Origin of the sequence: Micromonospora sp. R77 (assembly GCF_022747945.1) — a bacterium.
Taxonomy (GTDB): Bacteria; Actinomycetota; Actinomycetes; order Mycobacteriales; family Micromonosporaceae; genus Micromonospora.
Map to the genome: position 1 here is coordinate 5,854,397 of NZ_JALDST010000001.1, position 24,827 is coordinate 5,879,223.

General features: G+C 68.8%; 20 protein-coding genes, 1 tRNA gene and 1 pseudogene. 13 read left to right on the plus strand and 9 right to left on the minus strand.

The features are described from left to right. Positions 1-56: 56 nt before the first annotated feature. The 4 genes from MRQ36_RS27135 to MRQ36_RS27150 are packed head-to-tail and all read left to right on the plus strand — an operon-like array spanning position 57 to position 4,643. Complete coding sequence (locus tag MRQ36_RS27135; RefSeq protein ID WP_242799575.1) at positions 57-1,217, plus strand: HpcH/HpaI aldolase/citrate lyase family protein; 1,161 nt, start codon at positions 57-59, stop codon at positions 1,215-1,217. Further along, complete coding sequence (locus tag MRQ36_RS27140; RefSeq protein ID WP_242799577.1) at positions 1,214-2,722, plus strand: phosphoribosyltransferase family protein; 1,509 nt, start codon at positions 1,214-1,216, stop codon at positions 2,720-2,722. The genes MRQ36_RS27135 and MRQ36_RS27140 overlap by 4 nt, the downstream gene beginning before the upstream one ends. Then, positions 2,626-3,819 carry a cysteine protease StiP family protein gene (locus MRQ36_RS27145; protein WP_242799578.1) on the plus strand — a complete coding sequence of 398 codons (1,194 nt, stop codon included), beginning with the start codon at positions 2,626-2,628 and terminating at the stop codon, positions 3,817-3,819. The genes MRQ36_RS27140 and MRQ36_RS27145 overlap by 97 nt, the downstream gene beginning before the upstream one ends. 44 nt (positions 3,820-3,863) lie before the next feature. Beyond that, positions 3,864-4,643, plus strand: coding sequence for an HAD family hydrolase (locus MRQ36_RS27150; protein WP_242799579.1), 780 nt, complete (start codon positions 3,864-3,866; stop codon positions 4,641-4,643). A gap of 91 nt (positions 4,644-4,734) precedes the next feature. On the opposite strand, the gene MRQ36_RS27155 is transcribed toward MRQ36_RS27150, so the two are convergent. Both MRQ36_RS27155 and MRQ36_RS27160 read right to left on the minus strand, forming a co-directional pair. Beyond that, on the minus strand, positions 4,735-5,805 hold the full coding sequence (locus MRQ36_RS27155) for a phosphatase PAP2 family protein (RefSeq protein ID WP_242799580.1): 1,071 nt from the start codon (positions 5,803-5,805) through the stop codon (positions 4,735-4,737). Positions 5,806-5,998: 193 nt separating this feature from the next. Beyond that, positions 5,999-6,910 carry a LysR family transcriptional regulator gene (locus MRQ36_RS27160; RefSeq protein ID WP_242799581.1) on the minus strand — a complete coding sequence of 304 codons (912 nt, stop codon included), beginning with the start codon at positions 6,908-6,910 and terminating at the stop codon, positions 5,999-6,001. Between the two features lie 166 nt (positions 6,911-7,076). Between MRQ36_RS27160 and MRQ36_RS27165 the strand changes: the two genes are divergently transcribed. Next, on the plus strand, positions 7,077-8,015 hold the full coding sequence (locus MRQ36_RS27165; protein WP_242799583.1) for a LysR substrate-binding domain-containing protein: 939 nt from the start codon (positions 7,077-7,079) through the stop codon (positions 8,013-8,015). Here the strand turns inward: MRQ36_RS27165 and MRQ36_RS27170 are convergent. The 4 genes from MRQ36_RS27170 to MRQ36_RS27185 all read right to left on the minus strand — a co-directional run bounded on the left by MRQ36_RS27170 (position 7,902) and on the right by MRQ36_RS27185 (position 14,905). After that, positions 7,902-10,175 (minus strand): peptidase domain-containing ABC transporter, encoded by a 2,274-nt coding sequence (locus MRQ36_RS27170; protein ID WP_308194924.1) that lies wholly within the window; start codon positions 10,173-10,175, stop codon positions 7,902-7,904. The two genes, MRQ36_RS27165 and MRQ36_RS27170, sit on opposite strands and share 114 nt — an antisense overlap. Beyond that, positions 10,172-13,441: a type 2 lanthipeptide synthetase LanM family protein gene (locus MRQ36_RS27175; protein WP_242799587.1), complete on the minus strand. Its 3,270-nt coding sequence runs from the start codon at positions 13,439-13,441 to the stop codon at positions 10,172-10,174. Before MRQ36_RS27175 ends, MRQ36_RS27170 begins: the two co-directional genes overlap by 4 nt. Positions 13,442-13,609: 168 nt before the next feature. Then, positions 13,610-13,861: a mersacidin/lichenicidin family type 2 lantibiotic gene (locus MRQ36_RS27180; protein ID WP_242799588.1), complete on the minus strand. Its 252-nt coding sequence runs from the start codon at positions 13,859-13,861 to the stop codon at positions 13,610-13,612. Between the two features lie 189 nt (positions 13,862-14,050). Beyond that, a complete protein-coding gene (locus MRQ36_RS27185) occupies positions 14,051-14,905 on the minus strand; it encodes a helix-turn-helix domain-containing protein (RefSeq protein ID WP_242799589.1) in 855 nt (284 codons plus the stop codon). A gap of 153 nt (positions 14,906-15,058) precedes the next feature. Here MRQ36_RS27185 and MRQ36_RS27190 point away from each other — a divergent pair, with 153 nt between their 5' ends. From MRQ36_RS27190 to MRQ36_RS27200, 3 genes are all read left to right on the plus strand, one after another. Continuing rightward, complete coding sequence (locus MRQ36_RS27190; RefSeq protein WP_242799590.1) at positions 15,059-15,469, plus strand: hypothetical protein; 411 nt, start codon at positions 15,059-15,061, stop codon at positions 15,467-15,469. Between the two features lie 77 nt (positions 15,470-15,546). Then, a complete protein-coding gene (locus MRQ36_RS27195) occupies positions 15,547-16,959 on the plus strand; it encodes a hypothetical protein (protein WP_242799591.1) in 1,413 nt (470 codons plus the stop codon). A gap of 100 nt (positions 16,960-17,059) precedes the next feature. Then, a tRNA-Pro gene (locus MRQ36_RS27200) sits at positions 17,060-17,131 on the plus strand. A 288-nt stretch (positions 17,132-17,419) separates the two neighbouring features. Here the strand turns inward: MRQ36_RS27200 and MRQ36_RS27205 are convergent. Continuing rightward, entirely contained in the window at positions 17,420-17,938 is a 519-nt protein-coding gene (locus MRQ36_RS27205) for a hypothetical protein (protein WP_242799592.1), read from the minus strand. Between the two features lie 813 nt (positions 17,939-18,751). Here MRQ36_RS27205 and MRQ36_RS27210 point away from each other — a divergent pair. The 4 genes from MRQ36_RS27210 to MRQ36_RS27225 all read left to right on the plus strand — a co-directional run bounded on the left by MRQ36_RS27210 (position 18,752) and on the right by MRQ36_RS27225 (position 22,361). Beyond that, positions 18,752-19,594 (plus strand): hypothetical protein, encoded by an 843-nt coding sequence (locus tag MRQ36_RS27210; RefSeq protein WP_242799594.1) that lies wholly within the window; start codon positions 18,752-18,754, stop codon positions 19,592-19,594. Between the two features lie 303 nt (positions 19,595-19,897). Further along, positions 19,898-20,572 carry a hypothetical protein gene (locus MRQ36_RS27215; protein WP_242799596.1) on the plus strand — a complete coding sequence of 225 codons (675 nt, stop codon included), beginning with the start codon at positions 19,898-19,900 and terminating at the stop codon, positions 20,570-20,572. Between the two features lie 1,145 nt (positions 20,573-21,717). After that, entirely contained in the window at positions 21,718-22,023 is a 306-nt protein-coding gene (locus tag MRQ36_RS27220; protein ID WP_242799598.1) for a hypothetical protein, read from the plus strand. 173 nt (positions 22,024-22,196) lie between these two features. Continuing rightward, on the plus strand, positions 22,197-22,361 hold the full coding sequence (locus MRQ36_RS27225) for a hypothetical protein (protein WP_242799600.1): 165 nt from the start codon (positions 22,197-22,199) through the stop codon (positions 22,359-22,361). 316 nt (positions 22,362-22,677) lie between these two features. Here MRQ36_RS27225 and MRQ36_RS27230 read toward each other — a convergent pair whose 3' ends face one another. Then, positions 22,678-23,202 carry a hypothetical protein gene (locus MRQ36_RS27230; protein ID WP_242799601.1) on the minus strand — a complete coding sequence of 175 codons (525 nt, stop codon included), beginning with the start codon at positions 23,200-23,202 and terminating at the stop codon, positions 22,678-22,680. Between the two features lie 123 nt (positions 23,203-23,325). Between MRQ36_RS27230 and MRQ36_RS27235 the strand changes: the two are divergent. Further along, positions 23,326-24,253: pseudogene (locus MRQ36_RS27235) on the plus strand (IS5 family transposase). Positions 24,254-24,259: 6 nt separating this feature from the next. Here the strand turns inward: MRQ36_RS27235 and MRQ36_RS27240 are convergent. Then, a complete protein-coding gene (locus tag MRQ36_RS27240) occupies positions 24,260-24,805 on the minus strand; it encodes a hypothetical protein (RefSeq protein ID WP_242799603.1) in 546 nt (181 codons plus the stop codon). Between the last annotated feature and the right edge of the window lie 22 nt (positions 24,806-24,827).

A 24,827-nucleotide genomic window follows, 5' to 3' on the forward strand; every position in this document is an offset into this window, starting at 1 on the left:
GGAAGGCGACAGGACAGGCGTGACCAGTGTCAGCGGCAGTGAACGGGGAACCAACGATGCGGCACTACAGCTTCCTCTCCGAATTCGACCGGGCACGGCTGTTCCTGCACGCTCCGGAGCCCTTCACCTTGGAGGATCCCCTCGGCGTGCTCGGTGTTGCACTCGGCGCGACTCTCTACTGCCCGGCAACGCGACCCCAGCTGGCGACCGATCTGGCCAGGCGTGCCACGCAGGGGCTCATCAGCGTTGTGGTGTGCCTGGAGGACGCGATCGCCGACGAGGACGTGCCGGCCGCCGAACTCAATGTCGTGGCGCAGCTGCGCGAGTATGCAGCGACTGATCCGGAGGGGCCCATGATCTTCGTCCGGGTCCGGTCAGCAGACCAGGTCGCGCGGATCGTGACGGGCCTCGGTGAGTATGCAGGCACGCTGATCGGCTTCGTGTTGCCCAAGTTCACCGAGGAAACCGGTCCGGCTTTCCTCGAGGCGATCATCGAGGCCGGCGCGGTGGTCGGCCGCCGACTCCTTGCGATGCCGGTTCTCGAGTCACCGGAGATCGTCTTCGCGGAGTCACGGATCGGCGCGCTCCTCGGCGTGCAGCGGCTACTGGCGAAGTACCGGGATCACATCCTCGCGGTGCGAATCGGTGCCACCGACCTGTCCGCGGTGTACGGGCTGCGTCGTTCCCGGGACCTCTCGGTCTACGACGTTCGCGTGATCGCTGACCTTATCGCCGACGTGGTCAACGTTCTGACTCGCACGGACGGCAACAGGTTTGTCGTCACCGGGCCGGTGTGGGAGTACTTCTCCCGCTCGGAGCGCATCTTCAAGCCACAACTGCGGGAGTCCCCGTTCGTCGAGTCCGCCGAGCGGGCGCTTCGAGCAGAACTAATCGCCAAGGATCTCGACGGGCTCATCCGAGAGGTGGCGCTGGACAAGGCGAACGGGCTGACCGGCAAGACGGTCATCCACCCGAGCCATGTCGCCGTCGTCCACGCGTTGTCGGTGGTGACGCACGAGGAATTCTGCGACGCCATCGACATCCTCGACACGGACGCGCAGGGTGGCGTGCGGACCTCGACCTATGGAAACAAGATGAACGAGAGCAAGCCCCATACCGCGTGGGCCGAGCGGATCGCACGGCGAGCCCAGGTCTTCGGCGTCGCCAACGAGGACGTCTCCTTCGTCGACCTGCTGGGTGCGGGACTGCAGCGGTGAGCGTCGTCTGGAACGGCCAATGGGTCGCTGACCGGCTGGGGCTGAGCCTCGCCAACGATGCCCGGCCCGAGCTGACCCTGTCCGACCTGGTGGGGCTGGCCCTCAGACGCAACCCACGGCGCTCGCACCTGATCGTTTCCTCCGTACTCGGCAAGCACATACCGACCGATCCGACGATCGTCTACGGAGCGGGACGCCTTCTCGGCGCCTTGGCCGCCGATTGCATCACCGGACGGGACAGCGGCATCGCCGAGGTCGGCCCCGCCCTGCTCAGGTCCGCGCTCCGCGGCTCACCGGACTCCGCCACCGCGCTTCTGCGCCGGTGTGCCGAGCATGCGAGTAGTCGACCAGCCGGATGGCCGCTCGTGGTCGCATCGATGGCCGTGCTCGGTTACGCCGAGACCGCGACGGCGCTCGGCCATGCCGTTGCGGACGCCCTCGACGCGGACTGCCTGCACTCCACCCGCCGTTGTCCGCCGGGAACGGTCGCGGCCGCCGGTTTCGAGGAGGAGCACAGTCACGCCACCCGGCACCTGCTGCTGCCTGAGGACCCGACGCTGCTGGCACGCGCCGGTCCGCTGCTCCTCGTCGATGACGAACTCTCCACCGGTAGGACAGCGCTCAACACCATCGCCGCCCTGCATGCCCTGGCACCTCGATCCCGGTATGTGATCGCCTCCCTGGTGGACCTCCGCTCACGTGCGGACAAGGCCCGGATGGCGTCAATGGCAGCCTCACTCGGGGCCGCCGTCACTGTCGTCGCACTGGTCGAAGGGCACCTCGACCTTCCCGCCGACGCGGCATCGATCGGCCAGCAGCTCGTCGGTGAACACACTGTTTCCGTCGATCGGCCCACCGGGCGCACTCCACCGCAGCGCCTGTCCCTGACCGGCTGGAAGGGCATCCGCGAGGGGGGTAGACACGGGTTCGGCAGCCACCACCGGGCGGCCCTGTGGTCAGTCGCCCATGAGGTCGCTCAGCAGGTTGCCTCCAGGCTCGTCGGAGCTCGGGTCCTCGTGCTCGGGTGTGAAGAGCTGATGTACGCGCCACTGGTCATCGCCAACCGGCTCAAGGACCTACTGGGCGAGAGAACCGAGGTCCGGTTCTCCAGCACCACCCGATCCCCGGTGCTCCCGGTCGACGATGCCGGCTACGCCATCCGTAACCGCCTCACCTTCCCCAGCCACGACAACCCGGCCGATGGGCCGGGGCCACGATTTGCCTACAACGTGGCACCCGGCTCGAACCCGGACCATCGGTTCACCGACATCCTCGTCGTCGTCGACCAACCTGGCGACACTGCGGCGCTGCACTCCCAGGGTGGGCTGCTCGACCAGCTCGCCGGCTGCTGCGACCAGGTGCATTTGTTGACCCTGCCTGCCTACCAACCACCGCCGGAGCCCATGCCATGTCCGCCCCCGCACGAGCCGAACCAGATCTGCCGGAACCCCTCCACGGACCGACCTTTGGAAGCTACGACCACGACGACGTCGCCTGGCTCCTGACCGACCTGTCGAAAGCCGACCTCGAAGCGCCCGTCGACGAGCGGGAAGAAGCAGTCCAATCCGGCCGGGCACACTATGCGGCCTCGCTACCGGTCGAGTACCAGCCGAGCACCGAATATCAGCGGTTGTTCCAGGAGCAACTCGCCACCTCAGCGTCGCAACTTGCCTGGGCGGTCGGCATCGTCACGGAACTCCTCCTCGCCGCTCGCGGCCCGAACCTGGTGCTGGTGTCGCTCGCCCGGGCCGGCACGCCGGTCGGAGCGCTGATGCGACGATGGGCCAGGTTCGCGTACGGGCTCGACGTGCCGCACTACGCGTGCAGCATCGTGCGTGGCCAGGGGATAGACCTGGTTGCGCTGGAGTACCTCGCCGCGCATCACAGACCAGCCAACATCGCCTTCGTCGACGGCTGGACCGGCAAAGGCGCCATCACCCGCGAACTTGCCGACGCCCTTGCGAAGGCGAACGCCCACCTCGGTCTCGCCAGCGGCGAACGGTTCACGCCGGACCTTGCCGTACTCGCCGATCCTGGCGGCTGCGTGGAGACCTACGGCACCCGTGAGGATCTTCTGATCCCGTCGGCGTGCCTCAATTCCACCGTGTCCGGCCTCGTTTCGCGGACCGTCCTCAACCACGACCTCATCGGGCCGCGCCAGTTCCACGGCGCGAAGTTCTACGCGGGCTTGGCCGACGTCGACGTGTCGCACCAGTTCCTCGACGCCGTCACCACCAGGTTTCCGGCCGTGGCGGAACGCGTCGCCCAGGAATGGCCAACACTGCAAGGAGCGGATCGGTCGCCGACCTGGGCAGGCTGGCGCGCGGCCGAGGCGATCAGCCGGCACTACGGCATCGGTGACATCAACCTCGTCAAACCCGGCATCGGAGAGACCACGCGGGTCCTCCTGCGCCGCGTGCCGTGGAAGGTCCTGGTCCGAGCTGACGCGGTTGAGGATCTGCAGCACATCCACATACTGGCTGAGCAGCGCGGCGTTCCTGTCGAGATTGTCCCGGCACTTCCATACCGTTGCGTCGGCCTGATCCGGCCCAGGGACCGCATGGTTGCGTCGGCGATGAAGGGGAGGCACGGGCCACGGTGAGGCAGTCGCGACGACTACTCATCGCCAGCGACCTGGACCGGACCTTGATCTATTCCACGCGTGCTCTGGCTCTGACAGCGGGCGAACGACCGCCGCTGGTTGGCGTCGAGCGTCGCCACGGGCAGGACGTTTCCTTCATGACGGCGAGGGCCGGCCATCTGCTGCAGACCCTTTCCGCCACTGCGACGGTGATGCCGGCGACGACGCGCGCAGCCGAGCAACTGCATCGTGTCATGCTGCCCGGCCACCCGCACCACTTCATGGTGGCGGCGAATGGCGGCCTACTGTTTGTCGACGGGCACCTTGATGTGCCCTGGAACAGGCGAGTTCGTAGACGACTGGCAGGCGTGGCATCGCTGCACGAGGTCCGGACACACGTCGGCCACGTGTCGCACCAGCCGTGGGTGCGGAAGCTACGCACCGTGGCGGACTTGTTCCTTTGCGCGGAGATCGACCCGTCGCGGATGTCGGCCGACTGGCTCATGCAAGCGATCGAGTGGGCCGCCGAAGGCGGCTGGCGCGTATCGGTCCACCGACGAAAGATCTACTGGTTGCCCGGAAGTCTCACGAAGGGTGCGGCGGTCCGGGAGGTAGCCGACCGTATCGGTGCCGAGATGGTGCTCGCGGCGGGTGACTCGGCGCTAGACGTCGATCTTCTCGAGACGGCCGATCAGGGCATGCATCCGCGCCACGGTGACCTGTTCGGGTCCGGCTGGTCGGCGCCACACGTGAACCCGACACCCGACACCGGTGTGCTGGCTGGGGAGAACATCGTCGAGTGGTTCCTCACCGTGGCACGGGAGCGCGCTGGCGCCGGAACCTGAGCCCGCCACACCCTTTGTCGAGTGGGAACCGCCGAGAAAGCAGCAGCAGTTCCAGCAACCGCAGGTCGCGGTCCGGCCGGTGGCCCGGCTTCTACTGTCGGGCCGACGGCCCTGGAACTTTCGCCGGCGCCCGGTCACCGGCGTCGTACGCGGGCGTCAACGCCGTGGCCGGGGCTCCCGGGAGCGATGCCCCGCCGGCCCGGTCCCGGCGCCGCGAGGCCCACCACCGTTCCACCAGGCCGACGACCAGGAACGTCATCCCCACGTACGCCCAGCCGACCAGCACGTCGATCACGTAGTGCTCACCGGAGTAGACCAGCGTGAACGTCATGGCCAGCGGATACGCCAGCAGCAGCGGCCACCACCGCCGCCGCACGGCTGGCAGGAAGAACGCCACCACCAGCAGCGCGTACGCGGTGTGCAGCGACGGCATCGCCGCCACCGGGTTCGACGCCTCGACCTGCAGCGCGTTGAGCACGTTACCGGCGCCGTGCAGCCCCAGCGCCTCCCAGCCGTTGGTGGAGATCCGGTGCACCGGGCCGATCAGGCTGCCGTGCTCTGGCAGGGCCGCCCACCACGGCGGCGCCGCCGGGTAGACGAAGTAGGTGACCAGCCCGGCCAGGGTCAGCGTCACCCAGCGCCGCATGTAGCGGGCCCACCGCTGCCGCGACCGCACCCAGAGCACCACCGCCGTGGCCGGCACCGCGAGGAAGTGGGAGAAATACACCAGTGAGACCGGAACCTCCCACCACTGCACCGTGCCCGGCTGCCACAGGTGCCGCTGCAACCACACCGTCGGCACGTCCCCGCCGAGCAGCCACCCGAACATCCACCGGTCCGCCGCGACCAGCTCCCGGGCGTGCGGCGCGGACAGTCCGTCGGCGTAGCCGCGGGAGATGTTGTAGACCAGCAGCAGGAGGACGACCGGGGCCCAGTCCCGCAGGAACGTCAGGTGGTGCCGCCACGACAGGTGGCTGTTCCACGCGACGGTGGCCAGCCACAGCCAGGCCAGCGGCAGCAGCGGGTCACTGGTCGGCACACCGAGCAGCAGGGCACCCGCCACGAACGCCACCACCCAGATCGACATGGCGAGCAGTCGGCGACGCGCCAGGCTGGGGCGCGACCGTTCGGTGATGTGGTCCGGCGGCGTGGGGCTGGTCATGGTTGACGAGGTTAGTCCCCGCCCGGTGGCTGCCGGTGGAGGCACCGGGCTGCCGGGCAGCCGGCGGCCGGACGTGGTGGTCGTCAGAGTGTGGTGCCGTCGACGAGGGCCCGGAGGGGACGAATCGGGCGCTCGGTGACGCGTGTGCCGGTGCAGAGCCACCACTGGTCGTCGAAGACGTCGGGGGGACCGGTCACGGCAGTGGCTCCTGCGTGGCGACGAACCGTCTGACGAGCGGTGCGAGACGGTGCTCGTGGGCGGCGTTCCAGACGATCAGTCGGGTGGCCGGTGAGAGGTCGCGCACCGGAACCGCCACGTACCGCGGGTCGTCGGGGTCGGCCAGCGGGGCGGGGGCCACGGCGAGGGCCACGCCGGCCGCCACCAGTTCGTAGTGTTCGGCGAGGTGCTGGCTGCGGCAGCGGAGCAGTCCCGCGCCGGAGCGGCGGGTGTCCCGGTGTCGCCCCAGAGTCCAGTAGCTGGCCGCGCGACCGTCCAGCCGGATGTCGAATCCGACCAGCGGCTGGTTCGCCAGGTGGGACAGCAGGCAACTGGAGGCGGCGGCGAGCTGGTGGTCCGCCGGGGCCAGCACCACCCGGGGAAACCGCCGCCAGACCGCGGCGCGCAGCCCACGCAGGGCCGTCTCGGAGATGGGGAGCCAGGTCACCGCGAGTTCGCACCGGCCGTCCCGCACGGTCTCCAGCAGATCCGCGTACGGATAGCGACGGAAGTGGACCGGCCGCGCCGGCGAGGTGAGGGCCGCCCGGAGGGCGGCGAGTTCCGGTGATATCCGGCCGTCCAGGACGGCGATGCTCAGCGTGCGGGACGGGGTGGCGAACCGTGCGGCGGCACGGCGTGCCCGGTTGACCGCCCGTTCGCCGTGCTCGTGCATCCGCTCCGACTCGGCCACCAGGATCTGCGCGGCAGGGGTGAGGATCAGCTCGCCGCCGCCGCCTTGGACGAGTTCGATGCCGAGGCGGCCTTCGAGCAGGGACAACCGGCGGCTGATCACCGTCCGGTGCACGTGCAGTGCGGCGGCGGCCCGAGGTACCGACCGTTCCTGAGCGACCGTACGGAGGGTCTCCAGCAGTAGGGCATCGATGTCCATGGTGCTCCCCGTCGGGTGCGGCGCGGCAGGCTTGGATTGGAACGATCCAATTACCGGCCGGAACGATGACCGTCGACATTCATCGTGATCACTGCCGAGGGTGATGTCCAATCGGTACGCGGCGCGCGACCATCGAGAAAATCAATCGACGAAGGGTGATGCCGGGATGGGTCCGGAGCTGGATCTGCACCAACTTCAGGTCTTCGTCGTGGTCGCCGAGACGCGGCACTTCGGGCTCGCGGCCAAGCAGATGTTCATGACCCAGCCGACGGTCTCTTACCACGTGCGGGCACTGGAGGAGCGTCTCGGCGTCCAACTGCTGGTTCGTACCCGGCCGGCCGTGATGCTCACCGAGGCGGGACGGATCCTGCTTCCCCGGGCCCGGAAGTTGCTCGCGGACAGCAGCCTGACCGTCGAGCAGGTCCGGGCCGCGCGGGACGGCGCCGTCGGCGAGGACCTGCGGATCGGCCTGGTCGACGCCGCGTTCGACCTGCACGACATCCTCATCGACAATTTCGTCCGGACCTGTCCGCGGGTCCGGGTGCACCGTCGCCAGCTCTCCTCCGTCGAGCAGCTGCGCCGCCTCGCCGACGGGCGGCTGGACGTCGCCGTCTGCCGCGCGGCCCTGGCCCCGCCGATGTTGCGCAGCCAGCTGATTCGCCTCGATCCGGTGGTCGTGGTGATGGCCGCCGACCATCCGCTGGCCGGCCGCGCCTCGATCGAGCTGCGCGACCTGCGCGACGAGCTGTTCATCCTCGACGCCGACGATGAGGCACCGGAGTTCCGGCAGTACGTCACCCAACTGTGCCGCACCGCCGGTTTCAGTCCGCGGACCAGCTACATCCAGCCGGCCACCCTGCACGACGCCATGGGCATGCAGCCGGGCAGCACCGCCCTGGGCATCGTGCCCGGCTGCATCCGTGCCGCGGTCTCGCGCACGGACGGCATGCTGGTCGCGGTTCCCCTGACCCCCACCAGCCACTACGACTGGTCACTGCTCTGGCTCGGGGACACCCCTCCACCAGTGGTCACCCAGTTCCTGTCCGTTGCGCTCCGGACCGCCGAGGAGCACGGCTGGCTCGCGGTGCGGCGCGGGCAGGGATGACGGTGTCGGCTCCGGCACGAGCTGCCCGACGACCAGGCGCGCATAGAACCCGTCCTGCCGGATCAGCTCACCGTGGTTGCCGCGTTCCACCACCCGCCCCTGGTCGAGCACGAGGATCTGGTCGGCGGTGCGGACCGTGCTGAGCCGGTGGGCGATGATGATCCGAGTGCAGCGCAGCGCGTCCAGGTTGGCGTCCACCCGCCGTTCGGTCTCCGCGTCCAGGTGGCTGGTGGCCTCGTCGAGCAGCAGGACGGCGGGGTGTCCGACCAGCGCCCGGGCTAGGGCGAGCCGCTGCCGTTGTCCACCGGAGAGCGCGTTGCCCGCCTCCCCGACGAAGGTGCGGTATCCCATCGGCATGCCGGCGATGTCGTCGTCCAGGCAGGCCAGCCGCGCCGCTTCCTGCACGGCTGCCGGTGGCAGGTCGGGGTCGTTGAAGGCGATGTTGCTGTGAATGGTCCCACTGAAGATGAACGACTCCTGGAGGACGACCCCGAACCGGCGGCGCAACGCGCTGAGGTCGTACTCGTCCAACGGATGGCCGTCGAACAGGATCCGGCCGTCGGTGGGCGGGTACAGGCCGAGGATCAGCTTGCCGAGGGTGCTTTTCCCTGCCCCGGTCCGGCCCACCAGGGCCACCTTCTGCCCTTCCTCGACGACCAGGTCGACGCCCTGCACCGCGTACGGCGATCCCGGCCCGTACCGGAACGACACGTCGCGCAGGGCGATCGTGGTGCCGGCGCCGACCGGCCGCCGGGTCCCGTCCGACCGCTGCTCGGGAGCGGCGTCCACCACGTCTTGGACGCGGCCGAACTCGGCCTGCAGGGACTGCAGCTGCTCGACGCTGTCGACCAGCGAGCTGGCCGGCGCCAGGAACGCGCCGGCTACCGAGACCAGGGCGAGTGCGGTGCCGACCGTCATGCTGCCCGCCAGCACCTGACGACCCGCCAGCCACAGCAGGCCGAGGGAGGTGAGGGTGGACAGGAACGACACCCCGGAGTCCACGACCGCCCGCAGCCTGCCGTGCCGCACCGACAGCCGCAGCTGCCGCCCGAACAGCAGCCGCCAGTGGTCGAAGACGCTCTGTTCCGCGCCCTGCGCCTTGACCGTGGCGATGCCGTTGATGGTCTGGGCGACCTGCCCCTGCGTCTCGCCCCGGGCCATCAGCTCCCGGCTCAACAGCTCCCGCAGCGGCCGGTAGGTCCGGGCGAGGAAGAGGATGCGCAGCAGCGTGGCCGCCACCGTGATCAGGGCGAAGAGCGGTGAGATCGCGAGCAGGACGACCAGGTAGACCACCACCAGGCCGCCGTCGAGCACGGTGGAGAGCAGCCGGTTGGTGACGATCTCCCGGATGGCGAGGTTGCTGCTGAGCCGGGCCAGCAGGTCACCGGAGAGTCGCTGCTGGAAGAACGCGTACGGCAGGGAGAGCATGTGCCGGACGAAGGCGGCCACCAGTCCCTCGTCGATCCGGGCCTGCAGGACAGTGACCGCCGTGCCGCGCAGCCACAACACCACGCCCTGGGTCACCGCGATCGTGACCAGACCGGCCAGCAGCATCGGCATCACCCCGGACAGGTGACGGGGCAGCACCACGTCCAGGATCAGCTTGGTCAGGGCGGCCGGCACGAGACCGGCGACCTGGAGCAGGAGGGTGGCGGCGAGCACCAGGGCCAGCAGCCGGGGTGCCGCGCCGACCAGGCCGCGGACGTACCCGGTCAGGGTGGCGGTGGGGGCGGGCGGGCGGTGAGCTGCCGTCGGGTCGGGGGTGAGCTCGATGAACGCCCCCTGGTAGCCGTCCTCGAACTCCGCGCCGGTGAGCCGTCGTCGGCCCGCCGCCGGGTCGACGATTGACACGCCGCCCCGGCGCACCTGCTCGACGACGACGAAGTGGTTGTCCCGCCAGTGGGCGATGAGCGGCATGGCCTCGTCGCGCAGCTCGTGCGCCGGACGGCGGCGGTTCTGCGCGGTGAGTCCGAAGAACCGGGCGGCGGCGCGCAGGTCACGGGCGGTGATGCCGTCCCGGCCGGTGTCGCAGTGCCGGCGGACCTCGGCCTGGGAGCGCCGCTGGCCGTGGTAGCGCAAGACCATTGTCAGACAGGTCGGCCCGCAGTCCGTCGCCGAGACCTGGTTGAGCGCCGGCACCCGCCTCCTGCGCAGCCTCACCGGACACCGGGCCGGGTCGGGGCCGCCAGGGTGAGCACCGAGGGCACCACGTCCGGTTCCGCCAGTCGCAGCAACTGGTAGCCGGTGCCGGCCAGCCCGATCATGAACCCGGGTGTGGGCACCCCGTTCGGGGTCGCCGACGGCCAGTCCAGGGTGGTGCCGGCCTCGATGACCTCCGCGGCGAGCCCTGACACGGGTGTCGGCAACGCGGCCGGTCCGAGGACGCGACCGGCCTCCAGCAGCAGCTCCAGGTTCCCGAGATCACCGTGGCAGGCCGAGAAGGTCATGCCGAACCCGTCGGCGACGGTGGTGGCCAGTGCCTGCGCGGCCTCCCCGGCCAACGCCGGGTCGTCGCCGGCGAGGACGTCCAGGCAGGCCAGCCGGGCGAGGCCGATGCCGGGTGCGCCGTGGCACCAGGTGGTCATCGGGCCGAGTGGCTCGAGGCCGCTGGTGCGGCCCGGGGCCACGATGTCGGGGTCCCGCAGGTCCCGCCAGTTGCCTTTTGCCGGGTCCCAGGTGCTCCGCTCGTGTCGGAACGCCGCCAGCGCGGCCTCGCGGTGGGCGTGGCGGCCGGTGCGCTCCGCGAGCCGGGCGAACGCCAGCGCGAATCCGGAGCTGCCGTGCGACATGCCCGACAGCGGCGTACGCGGGCTGAGGGCGTTGCACCAGCCGATGCCGTCACCGGCGGGAACGGCTCGCTCGACGAGGTGCGCGGCGGCCCGCTCCACCGTGTCCAGCACGTCGTCGCGCCCGGTGAGCGCGTGTGCGGCGAGCCCGCAGAGCACGAATCCGGCCGAGCCGCTGAGCAGGTCCAACTGCTCGTCGGCGGCGATGTGTCGGCCCGCCCCGACGACCAGGTCGGCGGCGAGGGCGGCCAGCTCCGGATCGCCCCAGACCTCAGCGAGGTGGGCGAAGGTGTAGACCAGCCCGCCCAGGCCGCTGAAGGCGCCGAGGCGGACATCCGTACCGTCGGTGGCGCCGACGGTCATGGCCCGCAACGACCGGGTCGCGGCGCGCGCGGTCGAGGTGTAACGCGGCACGCCGGTGAGCTGCCCGAGCCGGGCCAGGAAGAGAGCGATACCGGGCAGGCCACCGTAGAGGTCGATCATCGCGGGCAGCGCCGCCCAGTTCTGGCTCTGGCCGGCCTCCAGCGTCACCCAGGACACCCCGTCGTCCCGCTCGGCGACTGCCTCCGCGCAGAGCCGGTCACCGATGCCCCGGGCCGCCGCCAGCGGATCCGTACCCTTGCGTGCCGGTCGGCGGGCCGGCCGCTCCCGGGTGGTGCGCGTCGCGCCGGCGCGCGCCGCGGTCAGGTCGGCCACCGAGGCCCGCAGGAACCACAGTTGTCGGGCGAGGTCCGCCTCTCCCATTCGGGCGACCTGAGCCCGGACCATCTCACCCGCGGACCGGCTGAGCACCTGCGGGACCAGCGTCCCAGTGCTGTCGACGACGTCGCGGGAGGAGACCCCGGCGACGAACACGGGAATGTCGCCGCGGCGCAGGTCGTGCTGTTCACTGACGATCAACGGGAAGTGGCCCTCGTCGCCCGCCCACAGTCGGTCGAAGTGCCGCTCCAGGTCGGCGGCGTCGCGCAACAGCCACGGGTGGGTGGCCTCGAACAGCAGGGTGGCGTAGGTCTGGGTGGCCCGGGCGATCACCCGGATCTCGTCGGAGTCGAAGTCCCGGACCAGTTCCTCGACCAGCGAGTCCCGGTGCTCGAGCAGGTGGCGGTAGACGGCGACGAAGCCTCGCTCGACCCGGTCCAGGTGGTCCAGCGGGTCGATCACCGAGTCCGGCTCGGCGAGCTGCGGTAGATGCTCGCCGATGGGAACCTCACCGTGCTCCAGCACGAGCCGGATCGCGTCGGTGCCGGCGGCGACGACGCTCGGCACTGGCATCGGGGTGCGCTGACCGGCCCGTGCGGCGAGCCCGCTCAGGTCGATGCCCGGAGATTCCTCGGTCGCCCAGACCGGCACCGGGAGCAGGCCGACCCGCAGCACCGAGGTGGCCAGCAGCTCGGACGTGTGGTGCATCGGCCCGTCCGGGATCGGCACGATCTCCGGTTGCAGGACCGACTCCAGGTCGACTAGGACCGGGTGCCCGCCGGAAGCGATCAGGTTCTCGGAGTGGAAGTCGGTGGCCTGGAGCAGGTGCAGCACGGCGAGCAGGGCGCCGTGGCGCTCGTAGAAGTCACCTACCTCGGCCAGGTCCCGGCACGGGTCGTTGCCCACGTGCTCCTGCCAACCGTGGTCGCCGCCGTCGACCGAGCGGGGCAGCCGCAGCGACGGCACCACGCCGGCCTGGTTGAGCCGTTCGAGGAATGCGGCGAGGTGCTGGTCGACCGCCATCGGACGAGGCTTGTAGACGACCTTGGCGCCCGAGGAGAGCACGAGTACCGACACGCGTTGGCCGCCCCGGTGCGAGTCGCCGGTGGGCAGTACCGCCTCGATCCGGTCCTGTGCGGAGAGGCCGAAGGCTGCGACCACGTGGGGCCAGTCCTCAACCAGGTGCCCCAGGAAGGTGCGGTTCGCGGCCAGCCAGATGTCGACCTGCTCGGTCATCCGCCGGGCCAGCACCGGGTACGTGGCGAAGAACTCCTGCAGCCGGGCGCCGGTGAGTCCGTCCAGGAACTCCCGGTACCGCGCCTGCGGGTCGGTGCCGACCAGCCGACCCTCGATCCGGGCGATGTTGATGTCCACGATCAACGCGCGTTGCGCGCCGGCGACGAGCGCCGCGCAGAGCTCGCTGGCCAGCGACCGCAGCAGCGCCGTCCGGTCGACGAGGGCGTCGCTTAGAGCCAGTTCGTCGAGCACCTCGGCCAGCCGCTCGGTCGCGTCGGCGACGAACGGGGTGAAGGGCTTGAGCATGTACGCCCGGATGTCGATGTCCTCACCGTCCAGGTCGGGACCCGGCAGGGTGTTCTCGTCGGCGGCCCGCCCGATGATCCTGTGGAACTCGGCAAGCCAGCGCGGTGGTCCGTCGACGGGCGGTGGGGCGGTGGGCCGCAGGAGCGCCCGGAACCGGTGGTCGTCGAGGTGGCCGAGGGACAGCCGGCGCTGCCAGATGCCCTCGTCGGTGAAGGGGCGTTGGGCCCGCCACTCCCGGTAGGCGGTCGCGGCGCGGTCGTCGCCGGTGGCGTCGGGCGGGCCGGCGTCGTCGTACAGTGCGTGCCGCTCGTCCAGCGTGGCCGCCCGCCACCAGGAGACGTCCGCCGTGCCGTCTGGCACCTGTTCCGCGGACGGGCCAACCATTACCTGTTCAGTCACGGTGTCACACCTCCGGTCGGGCCGGTGGGGCCGGTCGGTGCCGGCTGCCCAGCGGTCTTGCTCTGCGGGGGTAGGGCTCTCCCGCCGCGGGGGCGTCCGGCGGGGCGGGGGTCGCCTGGGTGGGGGCCGGCCCCGACGGATCGGGGCCGGCCCCTTTCACGGGGTGGATCAGCAGTACAGGCAGAGGTAGTAGGTCCGCACCAGGTAGCTGTAGTAGAACGGCGTGCAGATGGCGCCGGTCGGGCAGCCGATGGTGCAGGGCGACGTCGGGATGCTGTAGGCCTGACCGCCGACGAACAGGTCGTCGAGCGACGAGTCCATCTCGCCCGCCGGGTTCGGCGGGACGGACTGCCGGTCCGCCTCGCTCAGCGAGCTCAGGTAGTGCGGGTCACGCCACGCCTGGGCGATGTGACTGGACATAGCCTCTCCTCAATGCAGGGATTGGTGGTGACCGGCGAGTTCGGGCCTCGGGCGGTTCTCCGCCATGGCAGCCGCAGGGCCCGACACGGGCCGTCGTCCGATCGAGCGGTCGATCCGCGGTATCGACTTCGTCGAATACGAGGAGCTAACCATTCGGCACCTTCAGTGGTAAATCCGCATTTTCCGGAATCATGGGGGAAGTTCGGTGGGCATCCGGTCCAGGCAGTCGACCGCCAGGAGGCTGGCCAGGTACTGGATCCCGGGCACGGTCGAGCCGTCCACGCCGGTTAGCGCATAGATCTTCCTCAACCGGTACTCGAGAGTGCTGCGATGAATGTGCAGTGCCGCTGCCGTGGCCGCCGCATTCAGGTCGTGCGTGATGTAGGCCCGCAGAGTGCTCAACAGGTCGGGACCGGTGGACAGCTGTCCCGCCGCTGCGGCCAGGCGCGCGCAGGCAGTGGCGTCGGCGAGCACGGCCAGCTCCACGAGGTGGTCCTGACGGGTAGCGACGGGGCCGGCTCGGCGGGTGCGCAGGAATCCGGTCAGGGTGGCCAGTAGGCCGGCTTCGGCCGCGGCCCACCAGAGCCCGTTCGGCGCGCTGGCGGTCACCGCGCCCGCGGCGATCGGCGATCCGGGGTCGAGGGAGGCCTGGGTGAGAGCTTCCACGCACCGGTGGAAGTCACGTCCCGGTGCCGACAGGACGAGCGCCGTGCGACCGTTCGACATGTAGCGGGCGGCTGTTTCCGCACCGATCAGCTCACAGGCCGTCCGCAGCGGGGCGTGGGCGGACTGTTCACCGGGTGAACGGGTAAGCAGCACCAGGACTTCGACCGGCCCGCTGAGTCCCTCGGGATCGTCCACGCCGCGCCGGGTGTCGGCCTGCGCCCAGTGGTCGAAGGCGAACCGGCGCCACCGGGCGGCGCTCTCCCGCAGTACGGCCCGGACGTTCGGTGCCCGCCCCGATCCGGCGCTGCCGACCATTCGCATGCGGCCATGGTGTGCGAGAACGTCGCCTTGCCGGCCGGCCCGTTGCAGGATCGGCACAGGTGCTTGACATTGGCCCGATCGGGCGGCATCTGCGGTCGTCGTCGCGGGCCGCGCCGCCGGGCAGCGCGTGCACGGCGGTCAGCCCCGCTTCTCTGTGGTGCCGCGCGATTGCTTGATTTCAACCGGTGGGCCGGTGGCAGGTTCGGGGTGATGCTGGCGGCGTTCGTGCTGCTGCTGCATCGGTGGTTCCGAGGTGTGCAGGACCTCCGCGAAGTCACCCGGTTCGTTGCCCGCTTCAACGCGATGGCCCCGCCTGAACACCAGGTGCCGCCACGGGAGGCTGAAGCGGTACTGCGCGGCTACCTCGGGGAGGAGTTTCTCGCGGACTTGGTCGATGACGAGACCAGTGCCAACATCATGTACTCGCTGCTGTTCATGCTGGCCCACGAACTCGCGCTCACAGAAGAGCAACTCGACAGCCTCGTCGCTGCTGCCAGCGAGTTGGTCACCACCGTGGAGACGAACCGTTCTGAGCCCGTGCGCCTGGTGGATCTGACCAGAGTCACCGGCTGCTGGCTATCGTCTGCTGGTTGTTGTGGCAGCCCGAGGAGCTGCCGTTGAGCATGCCCCGGGTGTGGTGCAAGGCGCAGTGGTGATTTGGATTGATCCGGTCTCGTCGTGCCTGCCAGGATGCCGCCATGTCAATCGCCGAGACCTCTGCTGAGGATGCCTTGGTCGCGCTGTACACGTCGCTCGATGAGCGGCGTCGACCCGAGGAGATCGCGCATCTCGTGTTGCGGGTGGTGGGCGGCCAGTTGGGGCTCCGAGACCGGATGACGTTGGGGCGGGCGGCCCGTGCGGCATCACGCTGGAACGGGTGGAGTTCGATGTCGGCGGACTTCGCGCGGCCGGTCGGAGGTACCCGTCAGATCGACGCCGCCACGCGGCTGTTCGAGCTGCCGCGCGGCGGCATCGATCCGGATGATCCTGTTTCGCTGCTCGAGTTCTCGGCACGCCTGAGCGAATCGTTGGGTGCCGTCGATCCGGCCCGGCTGGACTTTCTGCGTGACCGGTTGAACCGGGAGGGCCGGGTCGCGGCGGGGATCGAGTTGTCGAAGCGGCAGTACAACCGGCGGTTCCGGGTGACGCAGCGACTGTTGGCGAAAGCCGACAGGTTGGCGGTCGAGCAGACCAAGCGGCATTTGACCATGGTCGCGCGGGCAGGATTCGCGGCGAGCATCGAGCGAGATGCCTTCCTGGCTGATCCGTGGGCGGGGTGCTTCGTGGCGTACTTGACCGCCAAGAGGAAGTTGCGGCGAGAGTTCACGCTGTCGGGGCGGGACAACCCGTACGACGACATCGCCGACCTTCTGTTCAAGCACTGCACCGCCAACCCGGCGACGGACTGGTGGATGATCGCCCAGGCCCATCCGACGCCGGCTGTGCTCGCCCGGCTTACCGACGCGCAGCGTGGTGAGCTGCTGGGCCGGTGGTGGGCGACGATGCGCCAGGTCGCGGCCTTGCTCAAGCGGGTGTGGACGGCTAGCGAGTTCGATCAGGCAACCATGATTGTGAGGCGGGGTAACGACTCGTCGACGTGGAACCTCTTGTGCGGCGCGTACAACGCCGCGCGGGCGGCCTGGATCGCGGCGCTTGACGCCTGCGGCAGCCTCGGACTGCTGCGGGCGTCCTGCCCGGGCAAAGCGATGATGCTGATCGCGGGGGACATGGCGGCGTGGCACCGGTCGACCGGCGGTGGCCTGCACCCCGACGTGGGCGTGGGGGCTCGGCTGCCGCTGCCGTGGGACGTGCTCGACGGCACCGCCGCCTGCACCCGTGCGGATGTGGAGGCGGCATGCGCCGATGATGGCGTCGACCCGGTCGAGTCGGGTTGGGCAGGTCCCAAGACACCCGCGGCCACCGGGGTGTTTCGGCCCACGCCCGAGTTGGTGCATGGGGTATCGATCGCGGACCCACTGTGGGCGTCGATGCTGCGTGCTAATGGGGCGTTCTCCGGAAAGATGGTCAAGGGCGGCTTGGAGCAGACGATGCTCCCGGGTGACGTCGTGGTCAGCGAGCTGCCGGAACTGGGTGGACATGTCGAGTCGTGATCGGGCAGCATGATCGCGCCCGTCGTAGCTGAGTGGTAGAGCGCCCGGCTCTGGTCCGGGTGGACGCTGGTTCGAGCCCAGCCGGCGAGGCCTGTGGAGATCCGTTGTAGCTCAGTGGTAGAGCACCCGGCTAGGGACCGGGAGGACGCCGGTTCGAGCCCGGTCAACGGATCTCCCCGACTTGCCATCTGGGTTGATGGACATCAACTGAGGCGCCGAGGCGGCAGGCTCCTCGGTGATCAGCCGGAGGATCTCCGCCGTATTCGTGATCCGTGCATCACATGCCACCCGCCAACGGATTTTGCCGGGGCTCCATCGTCCGTGCCGCCGCGGCATGAGTGTTGGAGCGCGATGCCGGCCCGGGTGAGCCGGGGTGGGCCAGCCTGAGGCAGCTACGGCAAGGGGCCCGACCCCCTCGCGATTGAGGGAATCGGGCCGTAGGGCTACTCGCGTGCCTCGCCTACTTCTGGCAACGCCCGCTTGCCTGCCCCTCGGCAATGACCTTGTCGACGCCCTTGGTGTAGTCCGTCATCGACTCGGCGTCCGGCTGGTACCGCCACTGCCCGTCCTCGTACCGGATCTCGGACATCCCGGCGACGATCGACCGCTTGAAGTTCACGACCGCCTTGTCCTCGCCCTCAAGTCGGGCACCGGTGATCTCGAAGGTCAGGCCGGTGATGGTCTTGCACTCGGTGTGCAGGCGGGCGTACTCATCGCGGGTGATCGCCGCCTTGCCCTCCTTGGTCCAGAGGTCCCATGCACCCTTCCAGTCGCCGGCCGCGTAGGTGTCGTACTCCTTCTGAGCTAGCGCCTTGGCCGCTTCCACCGTCTTCGGCTCCTGCGGCTTGTCGGCCTTGGCCTCGGCGGAGGCGGCACCCGGGGTGCCAGGGATGGTCGGCTCGGTGGTGTCCTCGTTCCCGCAGCCAGCGGTGAGCAGGGCCAACCCGAGGGCTCCAACGGCGATGATGGTCTTGCGCATTCGTGTGTCTCCTGGTCATGGTGCAGTGCAGGCCAGTCGGCCAGCATGGCCGCGATCGGTCGTGAACCGTCGCCGCTCTCGGCGGATCGCGGGTGATCATGGCAGGTCGGTGCGACAGGCCAGCTATGGGCGTCGGTCGCTGGTCAGCTCAGGCTGGTTGCGATCGGGGTGTCGGCGTTGTAGACGGTGACGGTTTGCTCGTCGAGGGCGATGTCTTGTTCTCATGTATGCGACAAGTGCGCGGCGACCGTAAGTGATGGGGAGGCTGCTGTCGGTTGCGCGCACGCATCTCTAACTGCTATGGGTCAGCTCGATCGGAACATGGGAACTTCGAGATACTTCTCGATCGAGAAAGATCGACAGAGGGTGACCCTGGTTGAATTTGCAAATAACGCTCCACTAGACCGAATTCGTGAGGATGATCGCATTGTGGCGCAGGGAATCGTCAGGGTTATTCAGGAAAGAATGCAAGGCCGGGCCGGTTCGTCAGGAAGCTGATTAAGGCTCAGTTGCTACTGGTCGCGGATCCGTACAGTGATCCGACATGTCAATACGAGATGCCGTAGGGATCTACGCGGTAGACCGCCAAGGCCGGCCATAGTCGTGACGGGTGTCCAACTTGAGTGGACTGGAGCAGAAGCGCCGTTGTTGATGGCGGCAAGACGGGCACGACTGGTTCGGAAGATCATCAAGGTTCCTACGCCGTGTTGATCGCCGGGCGGGCGACGTTCGTTCATGGGTATGAGTGGGTGCCGGAGAGCCCACCGGGTGTGATGATCGGCGGCGATGAGCGGTAGTGAGGATTCTGCGTCGATGACGGTGGCCCTGGGGCGGGTGGTGGTGCCGTCGGGGACTGTCGTGCTGGCCTGCGGTGGGTTTGTCGATCAGTGGGCCGACCTTGGGGAGCCCTTGTCGGTTCGTGCGATGCGGGCGGCGGATGAGGGCGGCGCGCATCTGCAGGACTGGCTCGTGGAGGTGGTCGCGGTGCCGGCCGGACCGGGAGCGTTGACGGTGACTGCGCGGACGCGGCCCGGTACGTACGAGAAGATCGACACGATATCCATGCTCGACATCGACCTGGGCTTACCGTGGTCGGCGGTGTCAGCAGGAGAGGAACCAGTGGTCCTAGGCGATTTGCCCGTGGACCCGTCCGGGATGGTTATCGGTGACGCGGTTGCGCTTGACTCATGGGTGGGCTTCCTGCCGAAGGCACGCAGTATCGACGGGTTGGCTGACCTGCGAGTCTGGGGCAGGGGCGATCAGGAGGCGTGGGCGCACTTCGGCGGGCAGTCGTTTTCGGGGTTCCGCACCGCCCGCCTGCGTGGCTGGTTGGATCTGCCCGTTGAAGTCGCGTACGAGAGAGCGGCGGCGATCAACCGGTGGGCGGCCGCGCGGGGTCACTACGCGCACATGGCATCCGTCGACCTGCACAGCCATCACCATTTGGGTTGGCGAGCGGGCTGGCAGGATCCCCTCGGCGTAGGAGTGATCGAGGTAGCTGGCTGCCCGATCCTTTGTGTCGGCTGGGCACCGAGCGAACTTCAACGATTCAAAGCAGGCAGGTCTTTTGGGCAGGTGTACCCGCTGACCCTGGAACACGTGGCGGGCAGGGCCTTACTGCGATGGAGCATCTCACCCACCACCGCCGAGGTCTGACGGGCGCGCCCGTCAGACCTATGAGGCGACGCTGATCCCCTGTACGCTCATGCCGCCGAAGGTGCTGTTCATCATCTGCAGCCGTCACGCTCGGTTCTGGACCACGGCGGCAAGTGAGGCCTGCAACTGCCGTTGAGCGGACGGACGGCTGGCCCTGGCGGGTCGGCCCCCGGCAGGACGCCGTCGTGGCGACGCGAGAAGTCGACAGCCGAATTGTGAGCCGTCAGAGAGCCGCACGGCATTGTGCCGGTGCTCGTTGCCGAGATAAGGCGGTCGGAGGCGGAGGCGTGCCCCTGCGGCGTCATGGTTTCCATCGGCTATGTTGCCGGCGTGGATATCCAGGTGCTGGAGGGTGCGCTCGTCGAGGTGAGGTCGGTCGTTACTGGCATGGACCGACGTGTGTTCGGCGAGTTCGTAGGGCCACGTGGTGAGCTGGCGTCGTACGCGTTCGGCTGGACCACCGGCTCAAGCCCGCAGGTCGCCCGCCTGTCCATCGGGATCGGTGCCGGCAATCCTGGCGGTGGCACGTTCCACGCCGTTATCTTCCCGAACGAGGGTGGCCACGCCTTCTCACTCGTCGACGAGCCGTTCGAGCGGGTCCCGCAGGGCGGTCCAGACCTGACCGCGGAGCAGTCGCGCGCCCACGAGGACCTGCCATTTGTCTGGTGGGTCACCGACCACGTCATGCAGCACGATCGGCGAGCTTGGTGGATGCGGCACTGGCTGCTGGGCACGACCTGTATCCAGACCCCTGAGGTCTTCGAACGCCACGAGCATGTTCTGCTGATCAGTCACGACGCGGACGAGGGAGTGTGGCAGCTGATCGGAACCTCCGACGCGACCGGCAGCACCGGCAAGCTCGGGCACCTGCACCACGCCGTTGACGACGATCCCAGCCTGATCGACGTTCTCGACCTGCCGCCCGGGCGCAGCGCGGTACGCACGGGCGTCGGAAGACCCTGGACCCGCCGCCTCTAACCCCCCGATGCTGGGCGAAAGACGAACCGACATCCCGATCTGCCGCTAATAGAGCGCGGCATCCGAGAGTGCGGCCGGGGACGGCCGGGCCGTGGGGAGCAGGTCGGAGCACTCGGGGCTAACGGGCGCTGGCCAGGCGTCGACGTCAGCCAAGGCCGCTCAGGCGGAGCCGACAGCAGCCAGGATCCGTTGCCGAACGACCTGCGATACCGTGCATCTCGGCCTGCCTGCAGCAGTCCGATCACCAGCCCGAGAGATTGGGGGAGCAGGTTGGGAGCACCCGGGTGCACTCAATGGCCTTGAACTGCACCGAACGGTGCGCAACTGCACCCACCCCTAGCTTCGGGTTCTCGTTTTAGCAGGTCAGAGTCTGTGCGGCGTCCTGCTTCACACAACTGCACTCAACGGCAGCGAACAGCAGTTAACGGCACTCTATGTCGCCTGGTAGGGGAGTATCCGCAGGTCAGCGCCGTAAGGAGTTTGTGGCTGCTCGGGCCTTGCAAGTGGGTGCAGATTGGGTGCAGAGCACCGAAGTGGTCAAGGTTCGCTGCTCCCGGTCTGGCTGGTGCCGGCTGTCGGCCCAGGGCTCGCTGACGCCGTTCGCGCGCGCATGCTGCATCGACCTGTGGCACTGGTATTCGCTGCGGTGGCGTCGGTCGAGAACCCGGAGGCTGAGATGCGAATCCCACCTGGGGCCCTCCGGCCAGGGCTTCCTGCCCGGTGGCATCTTCGGCGCCCCGAAAGCCTCAACATCGGCACCCTCTTCGCGGGCTGGCGACGTCCGCTCATGCCGAAGTGTGGGTGCCGCTACGGTCCGCGCCGGAGGTCGAACGTTCGGACTTCACCCATCACGTCGAGTACCATTCGACCGTCGGTGACCCGATAGGACCACGGTGGCTCGACGAAAGTGGTCCACAACTTTCGGCCATCGGCGGTCCAGACGGCGAGTTCTAGTTCTGCGGACATCACGGCCACGTCTTCGTGCAGACGCCAGCCCCAAAAGCCGCACTCCGCTTCATCGATCCAACTGCGGCGCCATCGTCCAGACCGAGCGTGGTATGCCAACAGCCGCGTGCCTGCCCCGATGAACACCTGCTGCTGCTCCGGCACGAGCAAACTCCGGGGACGAAGCCGGGACCGGCCGGATGGAATCGCTGGGTGACCACCAAACCCGGCCACTGCGCTCCGTCGTTGATCGCGACGAACGAGTAGCCGGCGACCTCGTGTCCGTCGACCTGGTCGAAGTGCTCGGCGAGGCCCGCATGTTGCCGGTAGAGCGCGAGCATCGATGGTGCTGCCAGGCCAACAAGAACCTGCATCTCACCGACACTGACTTCCACCCGGCCGTCCCGCAGGTCATCCATCAGACGATCATGCCGCAAAACGCAGACCGCGCTGCCGGCAGTCGGCCGGGCGCGGCGGCGTTGCCGGCAGGCGGGGCCTGCCCGTGATGCTCGCGCCGCATCCCCACCCCGGCCTCGTCGCGCAGCCTCCGCAGCCTGCGTACGTCAAGGCCTTCTTGACGACAGACTCTTTGGCGACAGCCGTATGCCGTGCTCGACAACCGATCGGGGAGAGACCAATGGGCCTATCAAGCCGTGAGTGCCCAGACTGCGGACGACGGGTGAAAGAGCCGTTCCAAGAGACAATCACCGGCCGCGAGGTCTGCCCTGACTGCGCCAGCGCCCTCTTCATCGGCTCTGCTGCTGGCGCGATCACGGGGAACATCGGCTCTGGTTACGGGGTCTGGGCGATGCTTATGCGCAAGATCCGGCGTTCTTCCGAGTGACCAACTGAGTGACGACCGAGGCAGCCGATGCCGAATGCCCACGGACGACGGTGGACTCTTCCGGCAGCCCTATGGCTGCTCGCCCAGGTCATCGACGGCTAGTGGTTCGTTTCGAGACGAAGGGGCCAAGATCGCCGTCCAACCGGTCGCGCTGAGATACCGCATTGATCAATCCTCGCACTACTGGTGCCCTCGGCAGCCATCGATACCGGCAGACGGCTTGACCAGGGAAGCAACCACTTGACCAGCCGTCCGCGGTCTCTTCAATGTCCAAGGCCATGACGGTTTCTTGGGCACGGCGAGGGAGTGGTGGGCTTCAGATGTCATGACGGGCAGCAGCGGTTCGCTGGGCCAGTTCGCGGCGCAGCACGTCGCGGCCCGGAGTCATGTGGGTGAGAGGAACGAGGATTTCGTGTGGCCGGCTCTGTCCATGCCCAGCCCATTGCCACCGCTTCAGCGGGGGATGGGTCCGGTCCGGGTCTATCGGCTCGATCACCAGGGAGGCCAGCAACCGCCCGTGGATCTCGGCTCTGGCGATGTTCGACCAACCGATAGACACGGTGACTTCGCCCGGGCCCGCCACCTGTAGATGCTCTTCAGTGAGCTGCAGGGGCAGCCGTGCCTGGTAGCCAGAGACCGCTGGGCGGCCCAGCCGCTTGGCCAGGGTGAAAATCACCACATAGAGCGGGAGAAGCCAAATCCCGTCCCACCACTGTCGACCTTGGGTCAGGTTGAATGCGACCTGTCCCGCAGCGACCACGAGCAGCGCGACGGCGACCAGCACGACTCGGCGTGTCGAGCGTCTGAACTCAATCGTGTGGGACTCATCGACGGCAGTCACGGCGATCTCCTGCCCGGCCGGTCTACGGGCCAAACGGACCCGGACCGCACCGACAGGGCTGCCGGTCCGCATCTAGGGCGTGTCTCGTGGATCTGTGAGGCGTGAGTGTGTATCACGTTCGTCGTGTCTGGACGCTTCGAGCTAACTGACGCTGAGTGCGAACTGCTCAAGCCGCTGCTGCCTGGGGATCCGCCACGTGGTGGTCGGTGGCGTGATCATCGTACGACGGTCTCGGGAATCTTGTTCCGGGAACGGACGGGGATAACGTGGCGGGACCTGCCCATCAGGTTCGGCCCCTGGAAGACCGTTTACCAGCGCAAACGCCGCTGGACGCTCGACGGAACCTGGGCGGCGATCTGCGACGCGCTGCGCATTGAATGCGACGCCGACGAGGGCGACGACTGGACCTCGGCGTCGACTCGACCGTGGTCCGCGCGCACCAGCACGCCGCCGGAGCCCGCCGTGAGCCGCCGAAAGAGCTGGCCGGGGATGCCGGAGACGGCAAAGGGGGCGGTCGGCATCGGGCGAATCGGTTGACCGTGAAGCGCTCGGTCGGTCCCGCGGCGGGCTGAGCACGAAGCTGCACCTGGCCGGCGACCGCAGGTGCCGGCCGGTCAGCCGGACCCTGACCGCAGGGCAGCGCCACGACAGCGTCGGGTTCGCCAAGGTCATGGATGGTATTCGCATCCGGCGCCGGGTGGGCCGGCCGCGCATCCGGCCGGGCCGGGTGCTGGCGGACAAGGCTTACACGAACAAGAAGATCCGCGCCGAGCTGCGCCGACGCCGGATCACGGCGGTGATCCCGGAGAAGAGGGACCAGATCGCCGCGAGGAAGGCCAAGGGCAGCCGCGGCGGCCGTCCTCCGGCCTTCGACCGCAAGCTGTACCGGCAGCGCAACGTCGTCGAACGCGCGATCAACAAGCTCAAGCAGTTCCGGGCCGTGGCCACCCGCTACGACAAGAGAGACTTCATGTACCAGGCCGCGGTCGACGTCGCCACTATGAAGATCTGGCTACGCGACCTCACCCGAGATCCACGACACTCGGCGTAGCGCGGGTCACCCTGGCAGATCATTGTTGCCGGGCAGCCAGGCCCAACCCGGGTCGGCATCCAACGCCTCAGGCTCGGCCAGTGCCGCCTCGTATGCGGCGCGATCGAAGGTGTACGGCCCGATCGGCAGCTCACCCCACTGCTTGCGGTGCGGCTGGACGAATTCCGACCAGGTGACGGCGTGGTCGTCGGCCCTGATCACGGCGAGCAGCGGCCAGCATTCCCAGTCCCCGCAGGAGCCGCAGCCCAGCAGGGGTGCTCGGCCACCCCACAGGCCGTGCGTGCGCCGGTGGTCCTCGTCCGGCTCGCCGAGCAGTAACCGCGATGGTGCGCCCAGCTCAGAGGCCCACAGGTCGCAGTACTGGTCGAGCACGAACCGCCACATCTTCTCCGCGTCGTCCACGCCGTCGAGTTCGTTCAGCCAGAGATCACGGGTCGCCTCTGCTGCCACGAGGCGCAGGTCCTCGCCGTTGACCCGGATGCCCCAGCGCCGCAGGGCGGCGCCCGGGCCATGGGCACGGTTGGGGTGGGTGAAGAAGACGACCTGATCCACCCGGCAAGCGAACCAGCCCTGT